The organism is Rhodococcus sp. 06-462-5 (assembly GCF_002258315.1).
Taxonomy (GTDB): Bacteria; Actinomycetota; Actinomycetes; order Mycobacteriales; family Mycobacteriaceae; genus Rhodococcoides.
This window is the reverse complement of record NZ_NOYD01000012.1, coordinates 252,140-271,685: the sequence shown is the minus strand read 5'-3', so window position 1 is coordinate 271,685 and position 19,546 is coordinate 252,140. Positions and strand designations below refer to the sequence as shown.

General features: G+C 64.5%; 19 protein-coding genes. 17 read left to right on the top strand and 2 right to left on the bottom strand.

The features are described 5' to 3' along the window. Positions 1-4 precede the first annotated feature (4 nt). Genes CH251_RS07085 through CH251_RS07075 form a run of 3 tightly spaced genes read left to right on the top strand, consistent with a single transcriptional unit; the run spans position 5 to position 4,098 of the window. Positions 5-709, top strand: a complete 705-nt coding sequence (locus tag CH251_RS07085) for a phosphatidylserine decarboxylase (protein ID WP_256978880.1) — start codon at positions 5-7, stop codon at positions 707-709. After that, on the top strand, positions 706-1,860 hold the full coding sequence (locus CH251_RS07080) for a hypothetical protein (RefSeq protein ID WP_094612490.1): 1,155 nt from the start codon (positions 706-708) through the stop codon (positions 1,858-1,860). Before CH251_RS07085 ends, CH251_RS07080 begins: the two co-directional genes overlap by 4 nt. Further along, a complete protein-coding gene (locus tag CH251_RS07075; RefSeq protein WP_094612489.1) occupies positions 1,861-4,098 on the top strand; it encodes an MMPL family transporter in 2,238 nt (745 codons plus the stop codon). It abuts the gene before it with no gap. On the opposite strand, the gene CH251_RS07070 is transcribed toward CH251_RS07075, so the two are convergent. Both CH251_RS07070 and CH251_RS07065 read right to left on the bottom strand, forming a co-directional pair. Next, positions 4,077-4,802 (bottom strand): hypothetical protein, encoded by a 726-nt coding sequence (locus CH251_RS07070; protein ID WP_094612488.1) that lies wholly within the window; start codon positions 4,800-4,802, stop codon positions 4,077-4,079. The genes CH251_RS07075 and CH251_RS07070 overlap by 22 nt on opposite strands. Next, positions 4,799-5,332 carry an RNA polymerase sigma factor gene (locus tag CH251_RS07065; RefSeq protein WP_256978879.1) on the bottom strand — a complete coding sequence of 178 codons (534 nt, stop codon included), beginning with the start codon at positions 5,330-5,332 and terminating at the stop codon, positions 4,799-4,801. Before CH251_RS07065 ends, CH251_RS07070 begins: the two co-directional genes overlap by 4 nt. A gap of 144 nt (positions 5,333-5,476) precedes the next feature. Between CH251_RS07065 and CH251_RS07060 the strand changes: the two genes are divergently transcribed. From CH251_RS07060 to CH251_RS06995, 14 genes are all read left to right on the top strand, one after another. Further along, positions 5,477-6,226 carry a CHRD domain-containing protein gene (locus tag CH251_RS07060; protein ID WP_094612486.1) on the top strand — a complete coding sequence of 250 codons (750 nt, stop codon included), beginning with the start codon at positions 5,477-5,479 and terminating at the stop codon, positions 6,224-6,226. A 194-nt stretch (positions 6,227-6,420) separates the two neighbouring features. Continuing rightward, positions 6,421-6,837 (top strand): class F sortase, encoded by a 417-nt coding sequence (locus CH251_RS07055; RefSeq protein WP_256978878.1) that lies wholly within the window; start codon positions 6,421-6,423, stop codon positions 6,835-6,837. A 350-nt stretch (positions 6,838-7,187) separates the two neighbouring features. Beyond that, the gene (gene rplJ / locus CH251_RS07050) at positions 7,188-7,769 is read left to right on the top strand and encodes a 50S ribosomal protein L10 (RefSeq protein WP_032380459.1); all 582 of its coding nucleotides are present in this window, start codon (positions 7,188-7,190) and stop codon (positions 7,767-7,769) included. Between the two features lie 93 nt (positions 7,770-7,862). After that, positions 7,863-8,249: a 50S ribosomal protein L7/L12 gene (gene rplL / locus CH251_RS07045; RefSeq protein ID WP_032380460.1), complete on the top strand. Its 387-nt coding sequence runs from the start codon at positions 7,863-7,865 to the stop codon at positions 8,247-8,249. Between the two features lie 446 nt (positions 8,250-8,695). Next, positions 8,696-9,868 carry an ABC transporter ATP-binding protein gene (locus CH251_RS07040; RefSeq protein WP_179273553.1) on the top strand — a complete coding sequence of 391 codons (1,173 nt, stop codon included), beginning with the start codon at positions 8,696-8,698 and terminating at the stop codon, positions 9,866-9,868. A gap of 5 nt (positions 9,869-9,873) precedes the next feature. Further along, complete coding sequence (locus CH251_RS07035; RefSeq protein WP_037191254.1) at positions 9,874-10,668, top strand: ABC transporter permease; 795 nt, start codon at positions 9,874-9,876, stop codon at positions 10,666-10,668. A 5-nt stretch (positions 10,669-10,673) separates the two neighbouring features. Next, a complete protein-coding gene (locus tag CH251_RS07030; protein ID WP_027498223.1) occupies positions 10,674-11,534 on the top strand; it encodes an ABC transporter permease in 861 nt (286 codons plus the stop codon). Next, positions 11,531-12,886, top strand: coding sequence for an MCE family protein (locus CH251_RS07025; RefSeq protein ID WP_094612483.1), 1,356 nt, complete (start codon positions 11,531-11,533; stop codon positions 12,884-12,886). The genes CH251_RS07030 and CH251_RS07025 overlap by 4 nt, the downstream gene beginning before the upstream one ends. Next, the gene (locus CH251_RS07020; RefSeq protein ID WP_094612482.1) at positions 12,883-13,950 is read left to right on the top strand and encodes an MCE family protein; all 1,068 of its coding nucleotides are present in this window, start codon (positions 12,883-12,885) and stop codon (positions 13,948-13,950) included. Before CH251_RS07025 ends, CH251_RS07020 begins: the two co-directional genes overlap by 4 nt. After that, positions 13,947-14,945, top strand: coding sequence for an MCE family protein (locus CH251_RS07015; RefSeq protein ID WP_094612481.1), 999 nt, complete (start codon positions 13,947-13,949; stop codon positions 14,943-14,945). The genes CH251_RS07020 and CH251_RS07015 overlap by 4 nt, the downstream gene beginning before the upstream one ends. After that, the gene (locus CH251_RS07010; RefSeq protein WP_094612480.1) at positions 14,945-16,228 is read left to right on the top strand and encodes an MCE family protein; all 1,284 of its coding nucleotides are present in this window, start codon (positions 14,945-14,947) and stop codon (positions 16,226-16,228) included. Before CH251_RS07015 ends, CH251_RS07010 begins: the two co-directional genes overlap by 1 nt. Before the next feature lie 29 nt (positions 16,229-16,257). After that, a complete protein-coding gene (locus CH251_RS07005; protein WP_094612479.1) occupies positions 16,258-17,523 on the top strand; it encodes an MCE family protein in 1,266 nt (421 codons plus the stop codon). Next, positions 17,520-18,767, top strand: a complete 1,248-nt coding sequence (locus CH251_RS07000) for an MCE family protein (RefSeq protein ID WP_094612478.1) — start codon at positions 17,520-17,522, stop codon at positions 18,765-18,767. Before CH251_RS07005 ends, CH251_RS07000 begins: the two co-directional genes overlap by 4 nt. 84 nt (positions 18,768-18,851) lie before the next feature. Next, a complete protein-coding gene (locus CH251_RS06995) occupies positions 18,852-19,529 on the top strand; it encodes a hypothetical protein (RefSeq protein ID WP_256978877.1) in 678 nt (225 codons plus the stop codon). Positions 19,530-19,546 lie beyond the last annotated feature (17 nt).

The window sequence follows — 19,546 nt, the reverse complement described above, 5'->3', positions numbered from 1 at the left end:
CGCGGTGCCAACAGCTCTGTTCGCGTTGTTCGTGTACTGGCGGACCCGGTTCTTCTTCCGCGATCCGCACCGCGAACCACCGGCCGATCCGCGGGCGGTACTCGCCCCGGCCGACGGGTTCGTCACGTACGTCAAGCGAGTGGAGGCGGGCAGTACCGCGTTCGCCGTCAAGAAGGGGCGGACGATCGTTCTCGACGAGATCGCAGGAGTCGGCTCGACCGACAGCGGTTACCTCATCGGGATCTACATGTCCGAATACTCGGTGCACCGCAATCGAATTCCGGTGTCGGGCACCGTCGGCATGCGTCGCCACCGGTCCGCGGCACCGTTCAACAAGTCGATGGCCAGGGTCGGCGCGAATCTGTTGACCCGACGCACTCCCTACGACGAGGGCTGCGACTACCTGCTCACCAACGAGAGGCTCACCATCTCGATCGAGCACGAGTCCGGTGCCGTGGTGACGGTGACGCAGATCGCCGATCTCTGGGTCGACCGCATCGTCGCGCACGTGGCCGTCGGTGACACCGTCGAACGCGGCCAGCAGTACGGGATGATCCGCTTCGGTTCTCAGTGCGACGTGTTCGTGCCGGACGCACTCGTCGACGAAATCACCGTCCGGCCAGGCAATTACGTGTTCGCCGGGGAGACGACGGTGGCCCGTTCACCGATCCTCGTCGACGGCAGTCAACGGAGCGAAGAGGAACGATGATCACGATCGAAGAGGTCGACGGCAAAGCAGGCTGGCGCGAGTTCGAGGCCGTCTCGGACCTGGTCTACCAGGGCGATCCGTACCGTCTTCCCGACGAGTCGATGGACCTGCGTCGAGTGCTCATCGCACCGCCGTCCTCGGTCGCGGCCACCCGCATCACGAAAGCATTCCTGGCGCGCGAGAACGGAATTGCCGTCGGTCGCGTCGTGGCCATCCACGACCTGTCGTTCACCGAGTACACGGGGGAGTCGATCGGCTTCTTCGGCTTCTACGAGGCCGTCGACGATCACGACGTCGCGAAGGCGTTGCTCGACGCTGCGGCACAATGGCTTTCGGCCCGCGGGCTCGCGACCATATCGGGGCCGTTCGGGCCGTCGATGTTCTACAGCGCAGGCGTCGTCGTCGACGAGATCCCGGCACTGCCCCTGGTGGGGATGCCGCACAATCCGCTCTACTACGCGGCCCACTTCGAGAAGTGGGGTCTGATGGCGGTCAAGGACTTCTACAGCTACCTCTTCGACGATCCGTGCATCATCTACAACGACCCTAAATACGCGCGGCACATGCAGATCTTCGAGAAGATCAAGGCGCGATCCGAGGTGACGTTCCGGTCGATGAAGTACCGGACGCTGCGGCGCGACGCGCGCATCGTGCGGGACCTCTACAACAAGACGTTCGTGAACTTCTGGGGCTTTTCGCCGCTGTCCTACACGGAGCTGTTCGAGTTGCTGAAGATGATGCTTCCGGTCATCGACCGCAGGCTCACCCTGCTGGCCGAACTCGACGGCAAGCCCGTCGGCTTCCTGATGGGAATCCCGGACGTCAATCAGGCCGCCGCGAAGGCGTCGCACCTGAAGTCTCGCTGGGCGCGAGACCTGGTGACGCTGTGGCACGTCAAGCGTCCGGGTCGCACGGAGGTCATCGACGGCGTGCGGGTGGACATGCTGTTCGTCGACCCCGATTGCCCGGATCGAGCCGTGTCCTCCCTGCTGATCATGGAGATGTCGGTGCGCATGCGCGACCTCGGGTTCACCCGTGTGGAAGCGGCTCCCGTGCTCGACGACAGTCCGTGGATGAAGGGCTCGGTCCTGTCCCGGACGAAACTCGCTCCGCATCGCACGTACCGCATCTTCAGCCGGGAGTTGACGTAGATGACCGAGACGATCTCGCGAATCGACCCGCAGGTGAGCAGGGGAAACATCGGCGACCGGTGGGGTCGACTCGTCGCCCGTCGGCGCTGGGTGGTGCTGGCGATCTGGACTCTGCTGGCGGTGGGATCGGCGGTTCTGTACCCGGCGCTGCAGAATTCGCTGGTCGGAGCCAACTTCTCGGTGCCGGGCACCGAATCGAGCCGGGCCGATGATCTGATCGAGCGTCACTTCGAGTCGTTCGGCTCCGAACAACTCGTCGTCACGTTCACCTCCGAATCGGTGAACACCTCGGACCCGGCGTTCCGCGAGCGAGTGGGGGAGGTCGTCGGTCAGCTCCGGCAGTCCCCGGACGTGCTGCGGGTCGTCGACCCCTACGAGACCGCAGGCTTCGTCCCGACGATCTCCGAGGACGGCACGTCTGCGCTCGCGTTCGTCGGTATCGGCGGAGAGGCCAGCGATCGGATCGCAGTTGCCGAACGCGTGCAGGAGATGATCGGCTCGGCCTCCGGCAACGGCGTCGAGGTCGCGGTGACGGGGTATTCCCCGATGACGGTCGATCTCACCCGTGTCGAATCCGAGGACGCGGTGCGGGCGGAGAGCATCGGTCTTCCCATCGCGTTCGTGGTCCTGATTCTGGCGCTCGGGTCGGTGGTCGCAGGCATCGTGCCGTTGGTCTCCACCGGCATCGGCGTGCTGGCGGCGTTCGGGATGTTCGCGCTGTTGTCCAACGTGATGACGTTCGACGTCCTCGTCACCACCGTGGCCGCGATGTTCGGTCTGGGTCTGGGAATCGACTACGCGCTCTTCATCGTCAGTCGATTCCGGGAGGAGATAGGGCGGACACCCTCGGACGATCCGGACCGGACGGAGCGCGCCGTCGGGGCTGCCATGGGCACCGCCGGGCACACCATCGTCATTTCGGGTCTGGTCGTGTTGATCGCACTCGGTGCCCTCGCAATCGTCGACGTTCCCGCGGTACAGAGCATCTCGTTGGTCGTCGCGCTCACCATTGCCACCGTCGTCGTGGTCGCGTGGACCTTGCTGCCGGCGATTCTTGCGGTATTGGGAACGCGCATCGGGGCCTGGTCTCTGCCGCGCCGATTCCAACCTCCGTCGGTCGACGAGCACGACGCCGCCGTGCCCACGTGGTGGTCGCGGTGGGCGCAGCACGTCATCGAACGCCCGTGGCGGTACACGGCGGCGTCGGCCGCGGTCCTTGTCGTCTGCCTGATTCCCATCGGTTCCATCTCGTACGGCGTCGACCTCGGCGCCGAAGCGCTCAGCGCGGAACCGTCCGGACGGGCCAACACGGTCCTGACCGAGAAATTCGCGCCCGGCACCATCTCACCGATCACCATCGTGTTCACCGGCGAGGACGACAGTCCGTTGGGACCGCAACAGATGGCCACCGTCAACGCGTTCGCCGACTCCGTGCGCGGCGACGATCGCGTCGCCTACGCGTTGGCTCAGCCGGAGGGCGGGCGGTCGTTGCTGATCGTCGTTCCGTCGGTGCCGATCGACTCGACGGAGGCTTCCGATCTCGTCGGATCCCTGCGTGAGCAGGCGGTCGCCGCAGGTGACCGGGACGGCACGAACGTCTCCGTCGGTGGCACCACCGCATTGGTGGTCGACGCCTCCGACGAGATCTCGGGCAAGTTCGCCTGGGTCGTCGCCGCGGTGCTGGCCTTCTCGCTCTTCTACCTGGCCGTCGTCTTCCGCAGCGTGGTGATTCCGCTCAAGGCCGTGGCCATGAACCTGCTGGTCACCGGCGCGGCGTTGGGTGCGACCGTCGCCGTCTTCCAATGGGGTTGGGGTTCGAGCCTTCTCGGCTTCGAGAGCCCTGGCTACATCCAGGTGTATCTACCGGTGACGGTGTTCGCCGTGGTCTTCGGCCTGTCGATGGACTACGAGGTGTTCCTCATCGGCCGCATGCGTGAGGTGTTCGTGCGGGGAGCGAGCAACGACGTGGCCGTCGTCGACGGCATCGAGCACACCGCCAGGCCGATCACGGCCGCCGCCGCGATCATGATCGCCGTGTTCGCCAGCTTCCTCACCGCCGATGTGCTCGAGCTCAAACAGTTCGGCTTCGCTCTCGCCATTGCCGTGCTGTTCGACGCGGTGCTGGTGCGCATGATGATGGTGCCCGCGATGATGAAGCTCTTCGGTGAGCGCAACTGGTGGCCCGGCTCGAACCGCAGCCGAGCCGACTCCGGACGCTACGAGGCCGTCGGCAGCTGAGCGCGCGCCAGGACGGCGCCGCCGGATGTGCGGATCTCGATGTCGGTCACGTCCTGGCGCAGTACCGCGGCGTTCATGCGGCACTCGATGGTGATGTCGCTACCGAGGAACGTGCCGGACGGGCGTTCGACACCCGTCCGGTCGACGAGAACCACCTCGTAGGGCCCACGATCGGAGATGCCGTCCATCTCCAGGACGGTCTCGGTGCCCCAGGTGTGGGCGACCAGACCTCCTTCTATGTCGACGCTCGGCGCAGTCGTGGTGAACGCGATTTCCTCGTATGCGCCGAGGGTTCCGGGTGGACCGGTGATCGCGGTGGGTGGATTCGCGGGCTCGCGGTAGGCGTCGACCCCGAGCACGACCCCACTGCCGACCACCACCCCCACGATTGCGGCCGCAGCGGCCAGACCTGCTGACCTGCGCTGCATTCCGAATCGCTGCGATCCGGACCGCTGTCGCGGGGAGTGTCCCGTCGCGACGAGGATTCGTTCGCGCAGGTCGGGTGGCGTCGCAGGTTCGAGCCAGGGCTCGCTCGGTCCGTGGTGGCCAAGGATGTCCGTCATCGCGCGCAGTTCGGCGATTTCGGTGTCGATCGTGGGGTCCGCCGCGGCGAGCTCGCGCAGTTCGGAGGCTTCGGCGTCGTCGAGGTCGTCGCCGACGGCAGCGGCGATCAATTCGGCTCGGCGATCGGGTGATGCGCTCATGTTTCCTCCTTTCCGTCGAGGTGCTCTCGTAGTGCCCGCAGTGCGTAGAAGGTGCGGGTGCGCAGTGTTCGTACGGCAACCCCGGTCGATTCCGACAGTTCCGCGTAGGTGCTGCCGCCCAGGTGCACTGCGACCACGACCTGCCGATGCTCGGGAGAGAGCAGAGCAAGCGCGGCGATGATGCGGAGCCGCTCGTCGACGTCGGGACTGGTGTCGCGCGTGACCCCGCCCGGCCCCCGATCGACGTCTTCGATCCGGTCCGAAGCCGGCATCGGCATTCTCGTCAGCGACCGCTGAACATCGACGATCACGTTGCGTTCGATGGCGAACAGCCACGTTCGCAGCGACCCGCGCCTCGGCTCGAATCGGGATCGCGCTCGCCATGCCCGAAAGAAGGTCTCCTGAACGCAATCCTCGGCCAGAGTTCTGTCCCGCAGAGCGTTGACGGCGAACCCGAGCATGGCCGACGCGTGCTCGTCGTACGCGGCAGCGACGTCGAAGTCCAGTTCGATCACGCTCCCGATGCTCATGACAGTGGATACGTCGGTGGACCCTCGGACGTTCATGTCGAGGGCGGGAAACATTTCTTTACCGAGCTTTGAACATTCTGGCATCGGCGCTCGTACACCTTGCACGGGCTCGCCTGCCCGATACTCCCACGGAAGGCACACGAGATGACCAGACGCTCGATTCCACGCCCGGCAACGTCGATCCGATCCACCGCCACAGCACTCGTCGGTGGTACCGCGGCCCTGATGCTGTTCGCCGCTGCCCCGGCCGGTGCCGATACCCCTGTCGCCGAACCGGATTCGTTCACCAGCGCATTCACGGCCATGGCCACTCCCGACCAGGTGCTCAACGGTGAGGGCGTCGCCACTCCGGGCCAGCCAGGCGCGATGGGTACTTTCACGCTGCGCATCAACTCCGACCTCGACATCATCTGCTACGACATCGCGCTCGAAGGCGTGACCGGCGACTACATGAGCCCGGCCAAGACTGCCACGCACATTCACCAGGCGGCGGCGGGCGCAGCAGGTCCTCCGCGTCTGGCATTCCCGAACCCGACCCCCATCGGCGACGGCCCGCGTACCAGCAGCGGCTGCATGCAGGGACCGTTCACCACCGGCCTCACTCCGGCCGGTGCCACCGCCGACAGCGGTACCGGGTTCACCCTCGATCAGATCGAAGCCGATCCCGCGGCCTTCGCCGCCGACACCCACACCGTCGACTTCTCGGCGGGAGCGGTGCGCGGCCAGCTCAGCCAGATCCCGGTCGGGTCCGTTGCGACCGGTGGCGGTGGGTCGGCGCTCGCGGCGTCCGATTCGGCGTCGAGCTCGGTGCTGCCCGTCGCAGGCGCGGTGGCTCTGGGTGCGATGGTCGTCGCGGGCGTGACGTTCGCGGCTCGACGCGAGGTGCGGAGCTGAGATATTCGGTTCTGATCGCGGCGGCGGCCGCGACGGTGGTGGTGGGCTGTTCCTCCCCGCCACCACCGTCACCGGCGCCGCCGCCATCGTCACCGACGCAGGCCGCCCCCGAGTCCTCGCAGCCGTCGTCGGGCATCGCCCCGACTGCGCCCGCAGCGGACTCGGTCAGACCTGCCCCGACGCGGGTGAGCGCCGTGGACATCGGTCTTGACGAGCCGTTGATCGGCTTGGGTCTCACCGCATCGGGGGAGATGCAGGTGCCCACCGACTACGACGACGTCGGGTGGTTCACCGGAGGTGGCCGACCCGGCGCGATCGGCAGTCCGACGGTCCTGGCCGGGCACGTCGACTCGACGACCGGACCCGCGGTGTTCGATCGGCTGTCGGAACTCGGACCCGGCGATGTCGTCGCGGTCGAGGACGAGGCGGGTGGTCGAGCCGAGTACCGCATCGTCGAGGTCGGTGACTACGGCAAGGCCGAGTTCCCGACCGCGCTGGTCTTCGGGGCGGTGCCTGCCGACGAGATCCGGCTCATCACCTGTTCGGGTGACTTCGACGCAGCCGTGGGCAGCTACGAGCGCAACCTGGTTCTCTACGGGGTGCGCATCTGACTGTGCGTACACGACTGCGAACGCCGAACGTTTTGGAGTTGACGCCGAACGTGTTGTAACCTGGGCGACGGTTCGGATCACGAGTGCTCGCACTGGTGCCCAGACCGCCCAATCAAGTTCTACCCAAGACCGTTGGTCACCGCCTTCTCGAAGGATTCACTTCCGGGAGTTGCGCGGTTGAAGGTCCGAGATCGCTTCGGACGGCCCACGCAGGAGAACGAGGTAGGGAACCGGTATGCAGTCCTCGTGGCTGCCACTCGTTCACGCCCCGTGTGCTTCTTGCGCCGGGGCGTTCGTCGTTTTCCGGCCCTCTCGCGATCGACACAACTTCCCACGAGAGGAGGCGAAGTATGGCAAAGCCCGAAAAGGTCTCAGCAGTATCGGAGATCACCGAACAGTTCAAGGGTTCGACGGCTGCCGTCGTCACGGAATACCGTGGTCTTTCGGTGTCCGGTCTGACTCAGCTCCGGCGTGCGCTCGGCGAAGGTGCCACGTACTCCGTCGCCAAGAACACCCTGGTCAAGCGCGCAGCAGCCGAGGCCGGCATCACCGGTCTCGACGACTTGTTCGTCGGACCGACCGCCATTGCATTCATCAAGGGCGAGCCGGTCGACGCAGCGAAGGCCATCAAGGCATTCGCCAAGGACAACAAGGCCTTGATCGTCAAGGGCGGCTACATGGACGGCGCAACGCTGTCCGTGGACGAGATCAACAAGATCGCAGACCTCGAGTCGCGCGAAATCCTGTTGGCCAAGCTCGCCGGCGCCATGAAGGGCAACTTGTCGAAGGCTGCAGGCCTGTTCAACGCTCCCGCATCGCAGTTCGCGCGTTTGGCGTTCGCGTTGCAGGAGAAGAAGGCTGCCGGCGCACCCGCCGCAGCCGAGGCGCCTGCAGAAGCAGAAGCACCGGCGGAAGCTCCCGCCGAAAGCTGATCCGCTGGTATCGGCGAACAGCTCAGCTCCACACCATCACCGAACACCAGTCGCGGATCAGCGACCAGGTACTTACAGGAAGGACCCGCCACCATGGCGAAGCTCAGCACCGAAGAATTGCTCGACCAGTTCAAGGAGCTCACCCTCCTCGAGCTCAGCGAGTTCGTGAAGGCATTCGAGGAGACCTTCGAGGTCACCGCAGCCGCTCCCGTCGCAGTTGCCGCAGCAGGCGCAGCCGGTGCTCCGGCCGAAGCTGCCGAGGAGCAGGACGAGTTCGACGTCGTCCTCGAGTCGGCCGGCGACAAGAAGATCCAGGTCATCAAGGTCGTCCGTGAGGTCGTCTCCGGCCTCGGCCTGAAGGAAGCCAAGGACCTCGTCGAGAGCGCTCCGAAGGCAATCCTGGAGAAGGTCGCCAAGGACGCAGCCGAGGCTGCCAAGGAGAAGCTGGAAGCTGCCGGCGCAAAGATCTCCGTCAAGTAAGACCGCTTCGTTGCAGTCGTACTTCACGCTCTGAATTCGAGGGCGAGTCGAGGGGCCGTTCCCACTCCGGTGGGGACGGTCCCTTTTCTGTGTTTCCGGTGGCACCGAATGACTCGTCGTTGTGATCGGTCACGGACTCCGCCGGATCGCGTGACACTCGCTCCGCGTCGCTGTTTACTCGACCTCGCCGAAGTCCGAAGCGTTACGAAGGGTTTCGGCAGTCATTATTTGTGGTGTGTCACAGCTTCCTGGCGCAGGGACTTGTCACAGTTCTGGCGAGTCGGCGACCGTGTCGCGTGAGATGAGCCACACTGATGCAAGCTCTACAGCCTGACTCGGGGAAGTTCTTACTGGGCGGTAAGCTCCTGTGTCGGAGCGGACACGTGCATGGGTTACAGTGACGCAACCCACATCTGGGTCGATGTGTACGAATTGTGGAGGTCAGCGTGGGAGTCGAGGTTTCGGTCGAGGGATTGACCAAGTCTTTCGGGGTACAGAAGATCTGGCAGGACGTGACGTTGACCCTGCCGAAGGGTGAAGTCAGCGCTCTCCTCGGCCCCTCCGGTACCGGCAAGTCGGTCTTCCTGAAGTCGCTGATCGGTCTCCTGCGGCCCGAGCAGGGCAAGATCTTCATCGACGGAACCGACATCCTGCAGTGCTCCTCGCGAGAGCTCTACGAGATCCGCAAGCTGTTCGGGGTGCTGTTCCAGGACGGCGCACTGTTCGGCTCGATGAACCTCTACGACAACGTCGCGTTCCCGTTGCGCGAGCACACCAAGAAGTCCGAGTCCGACATCCGCAAGATCGTGATGGAGAAGCTCGAACTGACCGGTCTGCTCGGTGCCGAGGACAAGCTGCCCGGTGAGATCTCAGGCGGTATGCGCAAGCGCGCCGGACTGGCCCGCGCCCTGGTGCTCGACCCCGAGATCATCCTGGTCGACGAGCCGGACTCGGGCCTCGATCCCGTGCGTACCACCTACATTTCGCAGACCCTGATCGACATCAACGCCGAGATCGACGCCACGATCCTGATCGTCTCGCACAACATCAACCTCGCCCGCACGGTGCCCGACAACATCGGCATGCTCTTCCGTCGCCAGCTGGTCATGTTCGGACCCCGTGAAGTTCTCCTGACGAGCGACGAGCCGGTGGTCAAGCAGTTCCTCAACGGAACGATGATCGGCCCTATCGGCATGTCCGAGGAGAAGGACGAGGCGCAGATGGCGCAGGAGCAGGCCATGGTCGACGCCGGGCACCACGCCGGTGGCGTCGACGACGTCGAAGGCATCGTGCCGCAGATGAAGGCCACCCCCGGAACTCCGGTGCGCCAGGCCGTCGGACGCAGGCAGGAACGGGTGCGCCAGATCATGCACACCCTGCCGCACAACGCGCAGGTCGCGATCCAGGAGAGCCTCGACACCACCGACCCCGGTCAGCGGCAGCCCGTGTACGCGGACCAGCAGCAGGGTTACGACCAGCAGGGTTACGACCAGGGCTACGGCCAGCAGGGTTACGACCAGCAGGGCTACGGCCCGCAGGGGTACGACCAGCAGGGGTACAGCGGGCAAGGTCATGAACAGCCGGGCTACCAAGCTCCAACACAAGGTCGGGGTCAATAGCAGACATGGGGGGATCGAAGAAGTCCGCGTTCGCTCCGGCGAACGCCGCTCTGACTCAAGCCGGCAATATCGTCGAACTGTTCGTCGAGGTGGTTCGGAACACCTTCCGTAGGCCGTTCCAGTTCCGTGAATTCATCGAGCAGGCCTGGTTCATCGCCAGCGTCACGATTCTGCCGACGGCACTGGTTGCGATTCCGTTCGGCGCGGTTGTCTCGCTGCAGACCGGATCGCTGATCAAGCAGCTCGGTGCCGAGTCGTTCACCGGCGCGGCCAGCGTGCTCGCGGTCATTCAGCAGGGCAGTCCGATCGTGACCGCGCTGCTGGTGGCCGGTGCCGCCGGTTCTGCTGTCACCGCCGACCTCGGCTCCCGCACCATTCGCGAGGAGATCGACGCCATGCGGGTGCTGGGAATCGACCCCGTGCATCGCCTCGTCGTTCCGCGAGTGCTTGCGATGATCCTCGTCGCACTGTTGCTCAACGGCCTGGTCTCGGTGGTCGGCATCGCCGGCGGATACTTCTTCAACGTGATCCTCCAGGGCGGTACCCCCGGTGCCTATCTGGCATCCTTCGGGGCCCTGGCGCAGCTCCCGGATCTCTATGTCGCAGAAGCCAAAGCGGCGATCTTCGGACTCATCGCGGGCATCATCGCCTCCTACAAGGGGCTCAATCCCAATCCCGGACCCAAGGGCGTCGGCGAGGCAGTGAACCAGACGGTTGTCATCACGTTCCTGCTGCTCTTCTTCGCCAACCTGATCCTGACCCTGGTGTATCTCCAGGTCGTCCCAGCAAAGGGAGCGTAACCGCGATGACTATCGCAAGAGGTCGCGGCGACCGCACGCTGATGCGCGTCAAGCGCGTCGGCAATGCCCCATTGAACGTGCTCGACCGCGCAGGCGAACAGATGTCGTTCTACCTGCGGGCGATCGGGTGGATTCCCAAGACCGCGGTGCACTACAAGAAGGAGGTGCTCCGCCTGCTGGCAGAGGTCACCTTCGGCAGTGGTGCGCTCGCCGTCATCGGCGGAACCATCGGCGTGATCGTCATGATGTCGGGCTTCACCGGCATCGTCGTCGGCCTGCAGGGTTACGCCGCACTCGAGCAGCTCGGTAGCTCCGTGCTCACCGGCTTCCTGTCCGCGTACGTCAACACCCGCGAAATCGCGCCGATCGTTGCCGGACTCGCACTCTCGGCCACCGTCGGCTGTGGCTTCACGGCCCAGCTCGGTGCCATGCGGATCTCGGAGGAGATCGATGCCCTCGAGGTGATGGCGGTACCCAGCGTGCCGTTCCTGGTGACCACCCGCATGATCGCCGGCTTCGTGGCCGTGATCCCGCTCTACATCGTCGGACTGCTGGCGTCGTATGTCGCCTCCCGAGGGATCAGCACCATCTTCAACGGGCAGTCCACCGGGTCCTACGACCACTACTTCAACCTCTTCCTACCTCCGGAAGACGTGTTGTATTCGTTCCTGAAGGTGTTGATCTTCGCCTTCGTGCTGATCATGATCCACTGCTACTACGGCTACCACGCCTCCGGCGGACCTGCCGGTGTCGGCGTCGCAGTGGGCCGTGCCGTTCGTACCGCGATCGTCACGATCGCGGTGCTGGACTTCTTCTTGAGCCTCGCCATCTGGGGCACGACCACCACAGTGAGGGTTGCGGGATGATCGACTCGCCGTCGCGACTGAAGCGAGTACTGCTCGGTTTGGCGTTCTTCCTGGTGCTCATCCTGTTCTTGGGATGGAGCATCACGTCCTACAACAAGACGTTCAAGTCGGTGGTGAACGTCAGTCTCGAAACCGACTCCGTCGGCAACGCTCTCCCGATGAACGCCGACGTCAAGGTGCGCGGAATGATCGTCGGTGAGGTGCGCTCGGCATCCACCGTCGACGGCGTCGTCACCTCTCGGCTCGCCATCGACCCGGACAAGGCTCCACTGATTCCGTCCAACGCGACTGCGCGGCTGCTTCCCAAGACATTGTTCGGTGAGCGTTACGTCTCGCTGATCGTGCCCGAGAACGACTCTGCGTCGCCGATCACCGAGGGCACGGTCCTTCGACAGGACACCAGCGGGAACGCCATCGAGGTCGGGCAACTGCTCGACGGCTTGCTCCCACTGCTGCAGGCGATTCCGCCGCAGGATCTGGCCAACACCCTCGGATCTTTGGCACAGGGCCTCAGCGGTCGCGGCGAGCAGCTCGGACAGACCATCGACAATCTGACCAACGTCGTGTCGGGACTGAACACGGAGTTGCCGAACATCCAGCAGACGCTGGTCGGTCTCGCCGACTTCTCGCAGACCTACGCAGACGCTGCGCCCGAGTTGATCTCGGCGCTGGACAACCTGAGGACGACGGGCAACACCGTGGTCGAGAGGCAGTCCAGCCTCGAAACGCTGTACGGCTCGTTGAGCTCCGCGTCCTACACCACCGCGGACTTCCTGCAGACCAACTCCGAGAACCTGATCGGCTTGGCCGCGAACTCTCGTGAAGCGCTCGAGCTGTTGGCAGAGTTCTCCCCGACGTTCGGTTGCACGTTCACCCAGTTCGCCGAAGGTGCCAGGCGCGGCAAAGTCGTGCTCGGCGAAGGCGACGAGTACCCCGGCATCAACGTCTCCGCATCGTTCGTCAACCCGAAGGGCCGTTACTTGCCGAACCAGGACGAGCCTCGCTTGTTCGACGATCGCGGAGCCACCTGCTTCGAGCCCGCAGCACCGGGTGAGTTCTTCCCGCAGTATCCGGGAGGTTCGATCAACGACGGCTCCTACCAGGTGCCGACCCGCAACCCGGGCCCGCAGGTGATCGAAGGACAGGGACCACCGAAGTCCGCTCAGAGCTCCATCGTTCCCGCCGTCTCCGCATCTGCGCAGCCGGCGAGCTACGAGGGCTCGGACTTCGAGCGTGACACTCTCTCCGTGATCTACGGACAGGCCAATGGTGTTGCACCGGACAGTATTCCGTCGTGGGCTGCCGCTATCGGCGCACCGGCATTGAGGGGAGTGGAGGTGACCGTGCCATGAGAGGCCTTCTCGCGCCGATCATCAAGTTGATCGTGTTCGCCGTGATCACGATCCTTGCCACGGCCACCCTTGCCTTCACCATCGCCAATTCCAGCGGCGGCGGCGGAACCAAGTTCTCGGCGATTTTCACCGACGTCACCTCACTGAACGAGGGCGACGAGATTCGCATCGCGGGCGTTCGCGTCGGCCAGGTCGACTCGATCGAGATCGCCAACGAGCGCGAAGCCAAAGTGGACTTCACCCTGAGCAGTCGCGACTGGCTGCCTGCCAGCTCGACGGCGACCATCCGGTTCAGGAACCTGGTCGGTCAGCGCTACATCGCCATCGAGCAGGGCTCGGGGGACCAGGGCCGGAAGATCACCGAAGGTGCGACCATTCCGTTGGAGCGGACCAAGCCTGCGGTGAATCTGACCACGCTCTTCGACGGCTTCCGGCCGCTGTTCACCACGCTCAGCTCCGATGACGTCAACAAGCTGTCGTACCAGATCATCCAGGTGTTCCAGGGGGAGTCGGGAACCATCAACGAGTTGGTGACCAACACGGCGACCCTGACGAACACCGTCGCAGACAAGGACCAGGTGATCGGCCAGGTCATCACCAATCTCAACAACGTGCTGGCGACGGTCAACCAGAACGACGGTCAGCTCGACAGCTTGATCGTCAACACCCAGCAGCTTGTCTCGGGTCTGTCTGCCGATCGCGGCGTGGTCGGCTCCGCCGTCACCTCGCTCGCCGGTCTGACCAACGCGACCGCCGACCTGCTCGAGCCGACCAGGCCGTCGATCCAGGGATCGGTGACTGCGTTGAACACACTGTCCGAGACGATCAACCGCCGCAGCGACGACGTCGACGCTGTCCTCGGAAATCTGCCCGTCAAACTCGACAAGCTCATTCGCACGGCCCAGCAGGGATCCTGGTTCACGTTCTACCTCTGCGGCATCGACATCGTCGCCGGACCGGGTAACTCGCCGAACCTGAATCTGCCGACCGGGCTTCCGACCGTCAACCAGCCGCTGTACACGAACTCGGCAGAGCGTTGCAAAGCTGGGGGGATCAAACAATGAAATCTCGTCGTAGTCCGGCCACCATCGGTGCACTGGGAATCGCCATCATCCTGCTCGCCACGATGTCGGTCTTCTTTCTCGACCGGCTCCCGATCATCGGTGCCGGCTCGGTGTACACCGCCGAGTTCAGCGAGGCAGCAGGTCTGAAGCCTTCCAACGAAGTGCGCATCGCGGGCGTCAAGGTCGGCAAGGTGACCGACGTGCGTCTCGAAGGCGACCGGGTGCTCGTGGACTTCACGGTGCAGGACGCCTGGGTCGGCAACGAGTCACGGGCCGCCATCGCCATCAAGACCCTCCTGGGACAGAAGTACCTGGCACTCGACCCGAGCGGTCCGGAGACACTGAGCCCGAAGGATCCGATCCCGCTCGAGCGCACCACGTCCCCGTACGACGTCATCGACGCGTTCTCCGATGCAGCGTCGACCATCAACGACATCGACACCGATCAGCTCGCAACGAGTATGCGGACCCTGTCCGAGGCGTTTTCCGAAACCCCCGCGAACATCCGTGCCTCGCTCGACGGCGTCACTCGGTTGTCGCAGACCGTGGCCAGCCGCGACGAGGAGCTCAAGAAGCTGTTCGCGGCCACCGGTGAGACGTCGAAGGTGTTGGCCGACCGCAACGAGCAGTTCAACAAGCTGATCACCGATGCAGGTCCGCTTCTCGAAGAGCTCAACAACCGCCAGCAGGCGATCTCGCAGCTGCTCACCGGCACTCAGCGTGTGTCGCAGGAGCTGACCGGCCTCGTTCGCGACAACGAGGCGACGATCAACCCGATGCTGCAGCAGCTCAACGGAGTCATCGAGATCCTGCAGCGCAACAACGACAACCTCGACCGTGCGCTCAAGCTGTACGAACCGTTCATTCGGCTGTACACGAACGTGACCGGAAACGGTCGATGGCTCGATATCACTCTGGCCAACCTCACACCTCCCGGAGTTCCGTTGATACCTGGCTACCGCCAGCCCTCGCTCGACACGTTGGCGGGGAACTGATGACAGACACGCAGGCAGCACCGAGGAACAAGAACAAGCTCGCGCTGATCGCCGTCGTGGTGATCGTGGCGCTGGTGTTGGCCGTGGCCGGCTGGTGGTTGTTCACCAGGGCCGGTACGACCAAGATCACCGCGTACTTCGACAAATCGGTCGGCATCTACTCCGGCTCGGAGGTGCGGGTGCTGGGCGTCAAGGTCGGCACGGTCGACTCCGTCACGCCGCTCGGTGACGACGTCGAGGTCGTGCTTCGTGTCGACCGTGGGGTCGACATTCCGGCCGACGCCAAGGCCGTACAGGTCAGCCCGTCGCTCGTCGCCGATCGCTACGTCCAGCTCTCGCCCGTCTACACCGGCGGCGACACCATGGCCGACGGCACGACGATCGGTCGCGATCGCACCGCCACCCCCGTCGAGGTCGACGAGCTGTACAAGTCCATCAACGACCTGTCGACCGCCCTCGGTCCCGACGGTGCGAACAAGGACGGCGCACTCACCGACCTCGTCAACACCGGTGCGGCGAACCTCGACGGCAACGGTGAAGCGTTGGGCGACAGCATAACTCAGCTTTCGGCCGCAGGCCGCACGCTGAGCGATTCGCGCACCGACGTCTTCGACACGATCAAGAACCTGCAGACGTTCGTCAGTGCCCTGGCCGTCAACGATCAGCAGGTACGCAACTTCAACACCCAGTTGGCCGACCTGACCGGTTTCCTGTCGGGCCAGCGTGAGGACCTGGGGGCTGCGCTCGAGCAACTTTCGATCTCGCTCGGAGACGTCGCGACGTTCGTCGCGGACAACCGGACCGAACTGACCGATGCCGCAAACGGTCTCGTGGTTCCGACTCAGACGCTCGCCGACAATCGTGAGCAGCTGGTGCAGACGCTCACGTTGCTGCCGCTGGCCATCAGCAACCTGGTCAACGCCTACGACGCCGAGTCCGGCACGCTCGCCTCGCGCGCCAACCTCCAGAACGAGACGCAGGATCCGCTCGGCACCGTGTGCAAGCTCCTCGATCTCGGTGCGCTCGTTCCCGGCGATCCGCGCTTCGAGGCCCTCGGTGCGCAGATTCAGCCGATCATCGATCAGTGCGCCAACATCACCACGATGATTCAGGCCCCGATCACCGACCAGAACCGGATCGTGCTGCCGTTCGGTGTTCTCACCAACGACATCGAGCAGAACGTATCCGTTCCCGGCACCGTTCCGGGCGTCGTTTCGCCGAGGCTCGGAAACAGCACGATGCCCGGACTGGAGCAGTCGTACATCGGAGGTGGGGGACAGTGAGAACCTCTGTGAAACGGAATCGAGTTCGTGTGAAGCGTTCCCTGGTCGTCGGAGCGGGTGTCTGTGTGGTCGCTCTGTCGGCCGGAGCCTGCTCGTCGGCCGGCATCTACGCCATACCGCTTCCCGGCGGTGCCGATGTCGGTGACAACCCGTTCAATCTGACGGTGCAGTTCGACGACGTGCTCGACCTCGTCCCGCAGTCGACGGTCAAGGTCGACGGTGTGGCTGTCGGCCGAGTCGACTCCATCTCCGTCCCGAACGACGGGTGGACGGCCGATGTCGACGTAATCCTCAACTCCGACGTTGATCTGCCCGCCAATGCGATTGCATCGGTGCAGCAGACCAACCTGCTCGGTGAGAAGTTCGTGCAGCTCTCGGCACCTCCCGGTGACGAGGCGGCAGCGCGGTTGCAGGACGGCGACACCATTCCGCTCGATCGCACCCGTCACGCCACCGACATCGAGCAGGTACTCGGCGCGCTGTCGCTGCTGCTCAACGGAGGCGGCGTCGGGCAGCTCTCGCCGATCATCAAGGAACTGAGCACGGCCTTCGACGGTCGCGAAGGCAAGACCAAAGAGCTTCTGCAGCAGGCGAACACGCTGATCGACGGCCTCAACCAGCAGCGTGACGACATCACCCGCGCCATCGATGGTCTCGACACTCTCAGCGGCCGCGTCAACACGCAGACCGACAAGATCGACGCAGTGCTCAAGGATCTGCCGATCGCCACCGAGGTTCTCGAGCAGCAGCGTCCGCAGCTGACCGAGATGCTCGGAGCGCTCGACCGCCTCGGAGCCGTCGGCACCGACGTGATCGACCGTTCCAAGGACGATCTGATCGCGGACCTGCGGGCCCTGCGCCCGACGCTGCAGGCCCTGGCCGATTCGGCGGACGACGTGGTGACCTCGCTCGCGGTTATCCCCACGCTCCCGTTCGCGGACGGTACCGAGAAGATCATCGAGGGCAACTCCGCCAACCTGTTCCTCTCACTGGACCTGTCGATCGGAACTGCGCTGCGGAACTTCGGCGTCGGTGAAGGCGATCCGGTCTACATCCAGCCCAAGTACGGCAACACGCTGCCGGTGGTCGACCCGTCGAATCCGTACTACAACGGAAACGGACCTCGGCCGGGTTGGCCGACGATCTCACTGCTGCCGTTGCCGCCGATCATCCCGTCACCGGTTCCCGGCCCGGGTGCACCTGCAGGAGAGGCCGCAGCGCCAGCAGCCCCCGCGCCGTTCGACCCGTTGGCACCGTTGAACGATTTGCTCGAGCAGTTCGGAGTTGGACAGTGAGATCGAGACTGGTTCGCATTCAGTTGGTCCTATTCGTCGTCGTAGCGGTTCTGGGTCTGGTTTTCGTCGGTGCCAAGTACGTGCGGCTGGACAACATGCTCGGGTTCGGGCAGTACCAGGTCGATCTGAACCTGGCCGATTCCGGTGGCATCTTCTCCAACGCCGAGGTCACCTACCGAGGTGTTCCGGTGGGAACCGTCGGAGATCTGGAACTGACACAGGACGGTGTTCGAGTCGCGCTGATGCTCGACAACGGAGGGCCCGACATCCCGGCCGACACGAAGGCCGTGGTGGCCAACCGATCTGCTATCGGTGAGCAGTACGTCGACCTCCAGCCCGACACCGATCAGGGCCCGTTCCTGGTCGACGGTTCGCAGATCGCTCAGGCCGACACCACCACGCCCGTGCCGGTGGAGGACGTCCTCGCCAACACGAACACGTTGGTCCGGTCGGTACCTCTGGACACGCTGACGCGCGTCGTCAACGAGCTCGGTGTGGCGTTCGACGGCAAGGGCACAGATCTCGCGTCCCTCGTAGATTCGCTCGGGAACATCTCCGAGGCAGGCAACGAGGCGCTGCCGCAAACGCTCGCACTGGTGCGTGACGCGGTGCCGGTGCTCAACACGCAGTCCGAGCAGTCGGATCTGATTCGTGAGTTCAGCACCAGCCTGGATCAGGTGACGGCTCAGCTGAAGTCCAGCGATCCCGACATCCGCCGCCTGATCGATACCGGTACCGCGGCCGGAGATCAGCTCGGTGGTCTCATCACCGATGCGGGTCCGGCTCTGACCACCGATATCAACAACCTTGCGCTGGTTGCCGCTCAAGCCGAACCGCGATACGTCGCGCTTCGTCCGTTCCTGACGTTCCTGCCTGCTCTCGGTGCCGGTATCTCGACGATCGTCCCGAACGACGGCACGATCCATCAGGGTCTGTTGCTCGAGGTCAACAATCCGCCGCCGTGCACGGTCGGCTACGAGGGAAGCCAGGCGATCCTCGACGAGGAGAAGCGGAAGAACCCGAACTTCGATCCGACTCGGGAGAACTACCCGCTGAACCTCGACGCGAACTGCGCTACACCGCAGGGCAGCGTGACGGGTGTCCGTAGCGCGAACCGCATCGTGTTCGCCGATCCGGACGTGCCGCAGCCGTGGGATCTCAAGCCCAAGGTCGATCCGGAGAAGCTCAACCTCAACCCCATCGCCACTCAGTTGGCACCGCTGATCGGCGTCACGCCGAAGTAGTGGAATCGGTGAAACTGCTGCTCAGCACTATCGTCGGGCCGAGGGCGGTTCGGCCGGATATTACCGAGTAGTAGGGTGGAAAGTGTGAACTCGAGCACCGAAGCCCTGGAGTCCCCAGCGACTCCAGGGCGCAACAAGACCGCGAAAATTCTGTTTGCCGTCGTCACGGTGATCGCCGTGGCCGCTCTCGCAGCGGCAGTGTTCTTCGGGTACGGCTGGGGCAACGCGCTTCTGAGCCAGAAGCCCACCGCGGACACCAGGGACGCGGCGCTCACCGGAGCGCAGCAGGCGGCAGTCAACCTCAACACGGTCGACGCGGCTCAAATCGATCAGTCGTTCGACAACATGAAGTCGTCCATCACCGGCGACCTGATGCTCAACGACCTCGAGCAGACGCGCTCGGGCATCACCGATCAGGTTCGTCAGTCCGGTGCCAAGAGCGAGGCCGAGGTGTTGCACGGCACGCTGACGGAGCTGAGCACGGACGAGAACACCGCCACCGCTCTTGTGGTCATCGCGACAACGACCACCTGGCCCGATCGCGTCGAGCGAAGCAAGCTGACGATGCGCCTGGCCATGGAGGAGGTCGACGGGGTGTGGAAGACCAACAAGGTCGATCCCATCGGTTCACGGATCTCGCTCGACAACCCGAACACCAACCCTGTCGTCCCGACCGATCCGGGCGGCCCCGCCGACCCGAACGCGGCCGATCCGAGTGCGGAAGCGACGCCGGCTCCCCAGCCGGACACCGGCGGCAACTGAGATACGTGGCAGTGGTG

Coding starts and splice junctions, on each gene's coding strand:
- CH251_RS07080 (WP_094612490.1), top strand. CDS start 706: ATGATCACGATCGAAGAGGTCGACGGCAAAGCAGGCTGGCGCGAGTTC.
- CH251_RS07075 (WP_094612489.1), top strand. CDS start 1,861: ATGACCGAGACGATCTCGCGAATCGACCCGCAGGTGAGCAGGGGAAAC.
- CH251_RS07070 (WP_094612488.1), bottom strand. CDS start 4,802: ATGAGCGCATCACCCGATCGCCGAGCCGAATTGATCGCCGCTGCCGTC.
- CH251_RS07065 (WP_256978879.1), bottom strand. CDS start 5,332: ATGAGCATCGGGAGCGTGATCGAACTGGACTTCGACGTCGCTGCCGCG.
- CH251_RS07060 (WP_094612486.1), top strand. CDS start 5,477: ATGACCAGACGCTCGATTCCACGCCCGGCAACGTCGATCCGATCCACC.
- rplJ (WP_032380459.1), top strand. CDS start 7,188: ATGGCAAAGCCCGAAAAGGTCTCAGCAGTATCGGAGATCACCGAACAG.
- rplL (WP_032380460.1), top strand. CDS start 7,863: ATGGCGAAGCTCAGCACCGAAGAATTGCTCGACCAGTTCAAGGAGCTC.
- CH251_RS07035 (WP_037191254.1), top strand. CDS start 9,874: ATGGGGGGATCGAAGAAGTCCGCGTTCGCTCCGGCGAACGCCGCTCTG.
- CH251_RS07030 (WP_027498223.1), top strand. CDS start 10,674: ATGACTATCGCAAGAGGTCGCGGCGACCGCACGCTGATGCGCGTCAAG.
- CH251_RS07025 (WP_094612483.1), top strand. CDS start 11,531: ATGATCGACTCGCCGTCGCGACTGAAGCGAGTACTGCTCGGTTTGGCG.
- CH251_RS07020 (WP_094612482.1), top strand. CDS start 12,883: ATGAGAGGCCTTCTCGCGCCGATCATCAAGTTGATCGTGTTCGCCGTG.
- CH251_RS07015 (WP_094612481.1), top strand. CDS start 13,947: ATGAAATCTCGTCGTAGTCCGGCCACCATCGGTGCACTGGGAATCGCC.
- CH251_RS07010 (WP_094612480.1), top strand. CDS start 14,945: ATGACAGACACGCAGGCAGCACCGAGGAACAAGAACAAGCTCGCGCTG.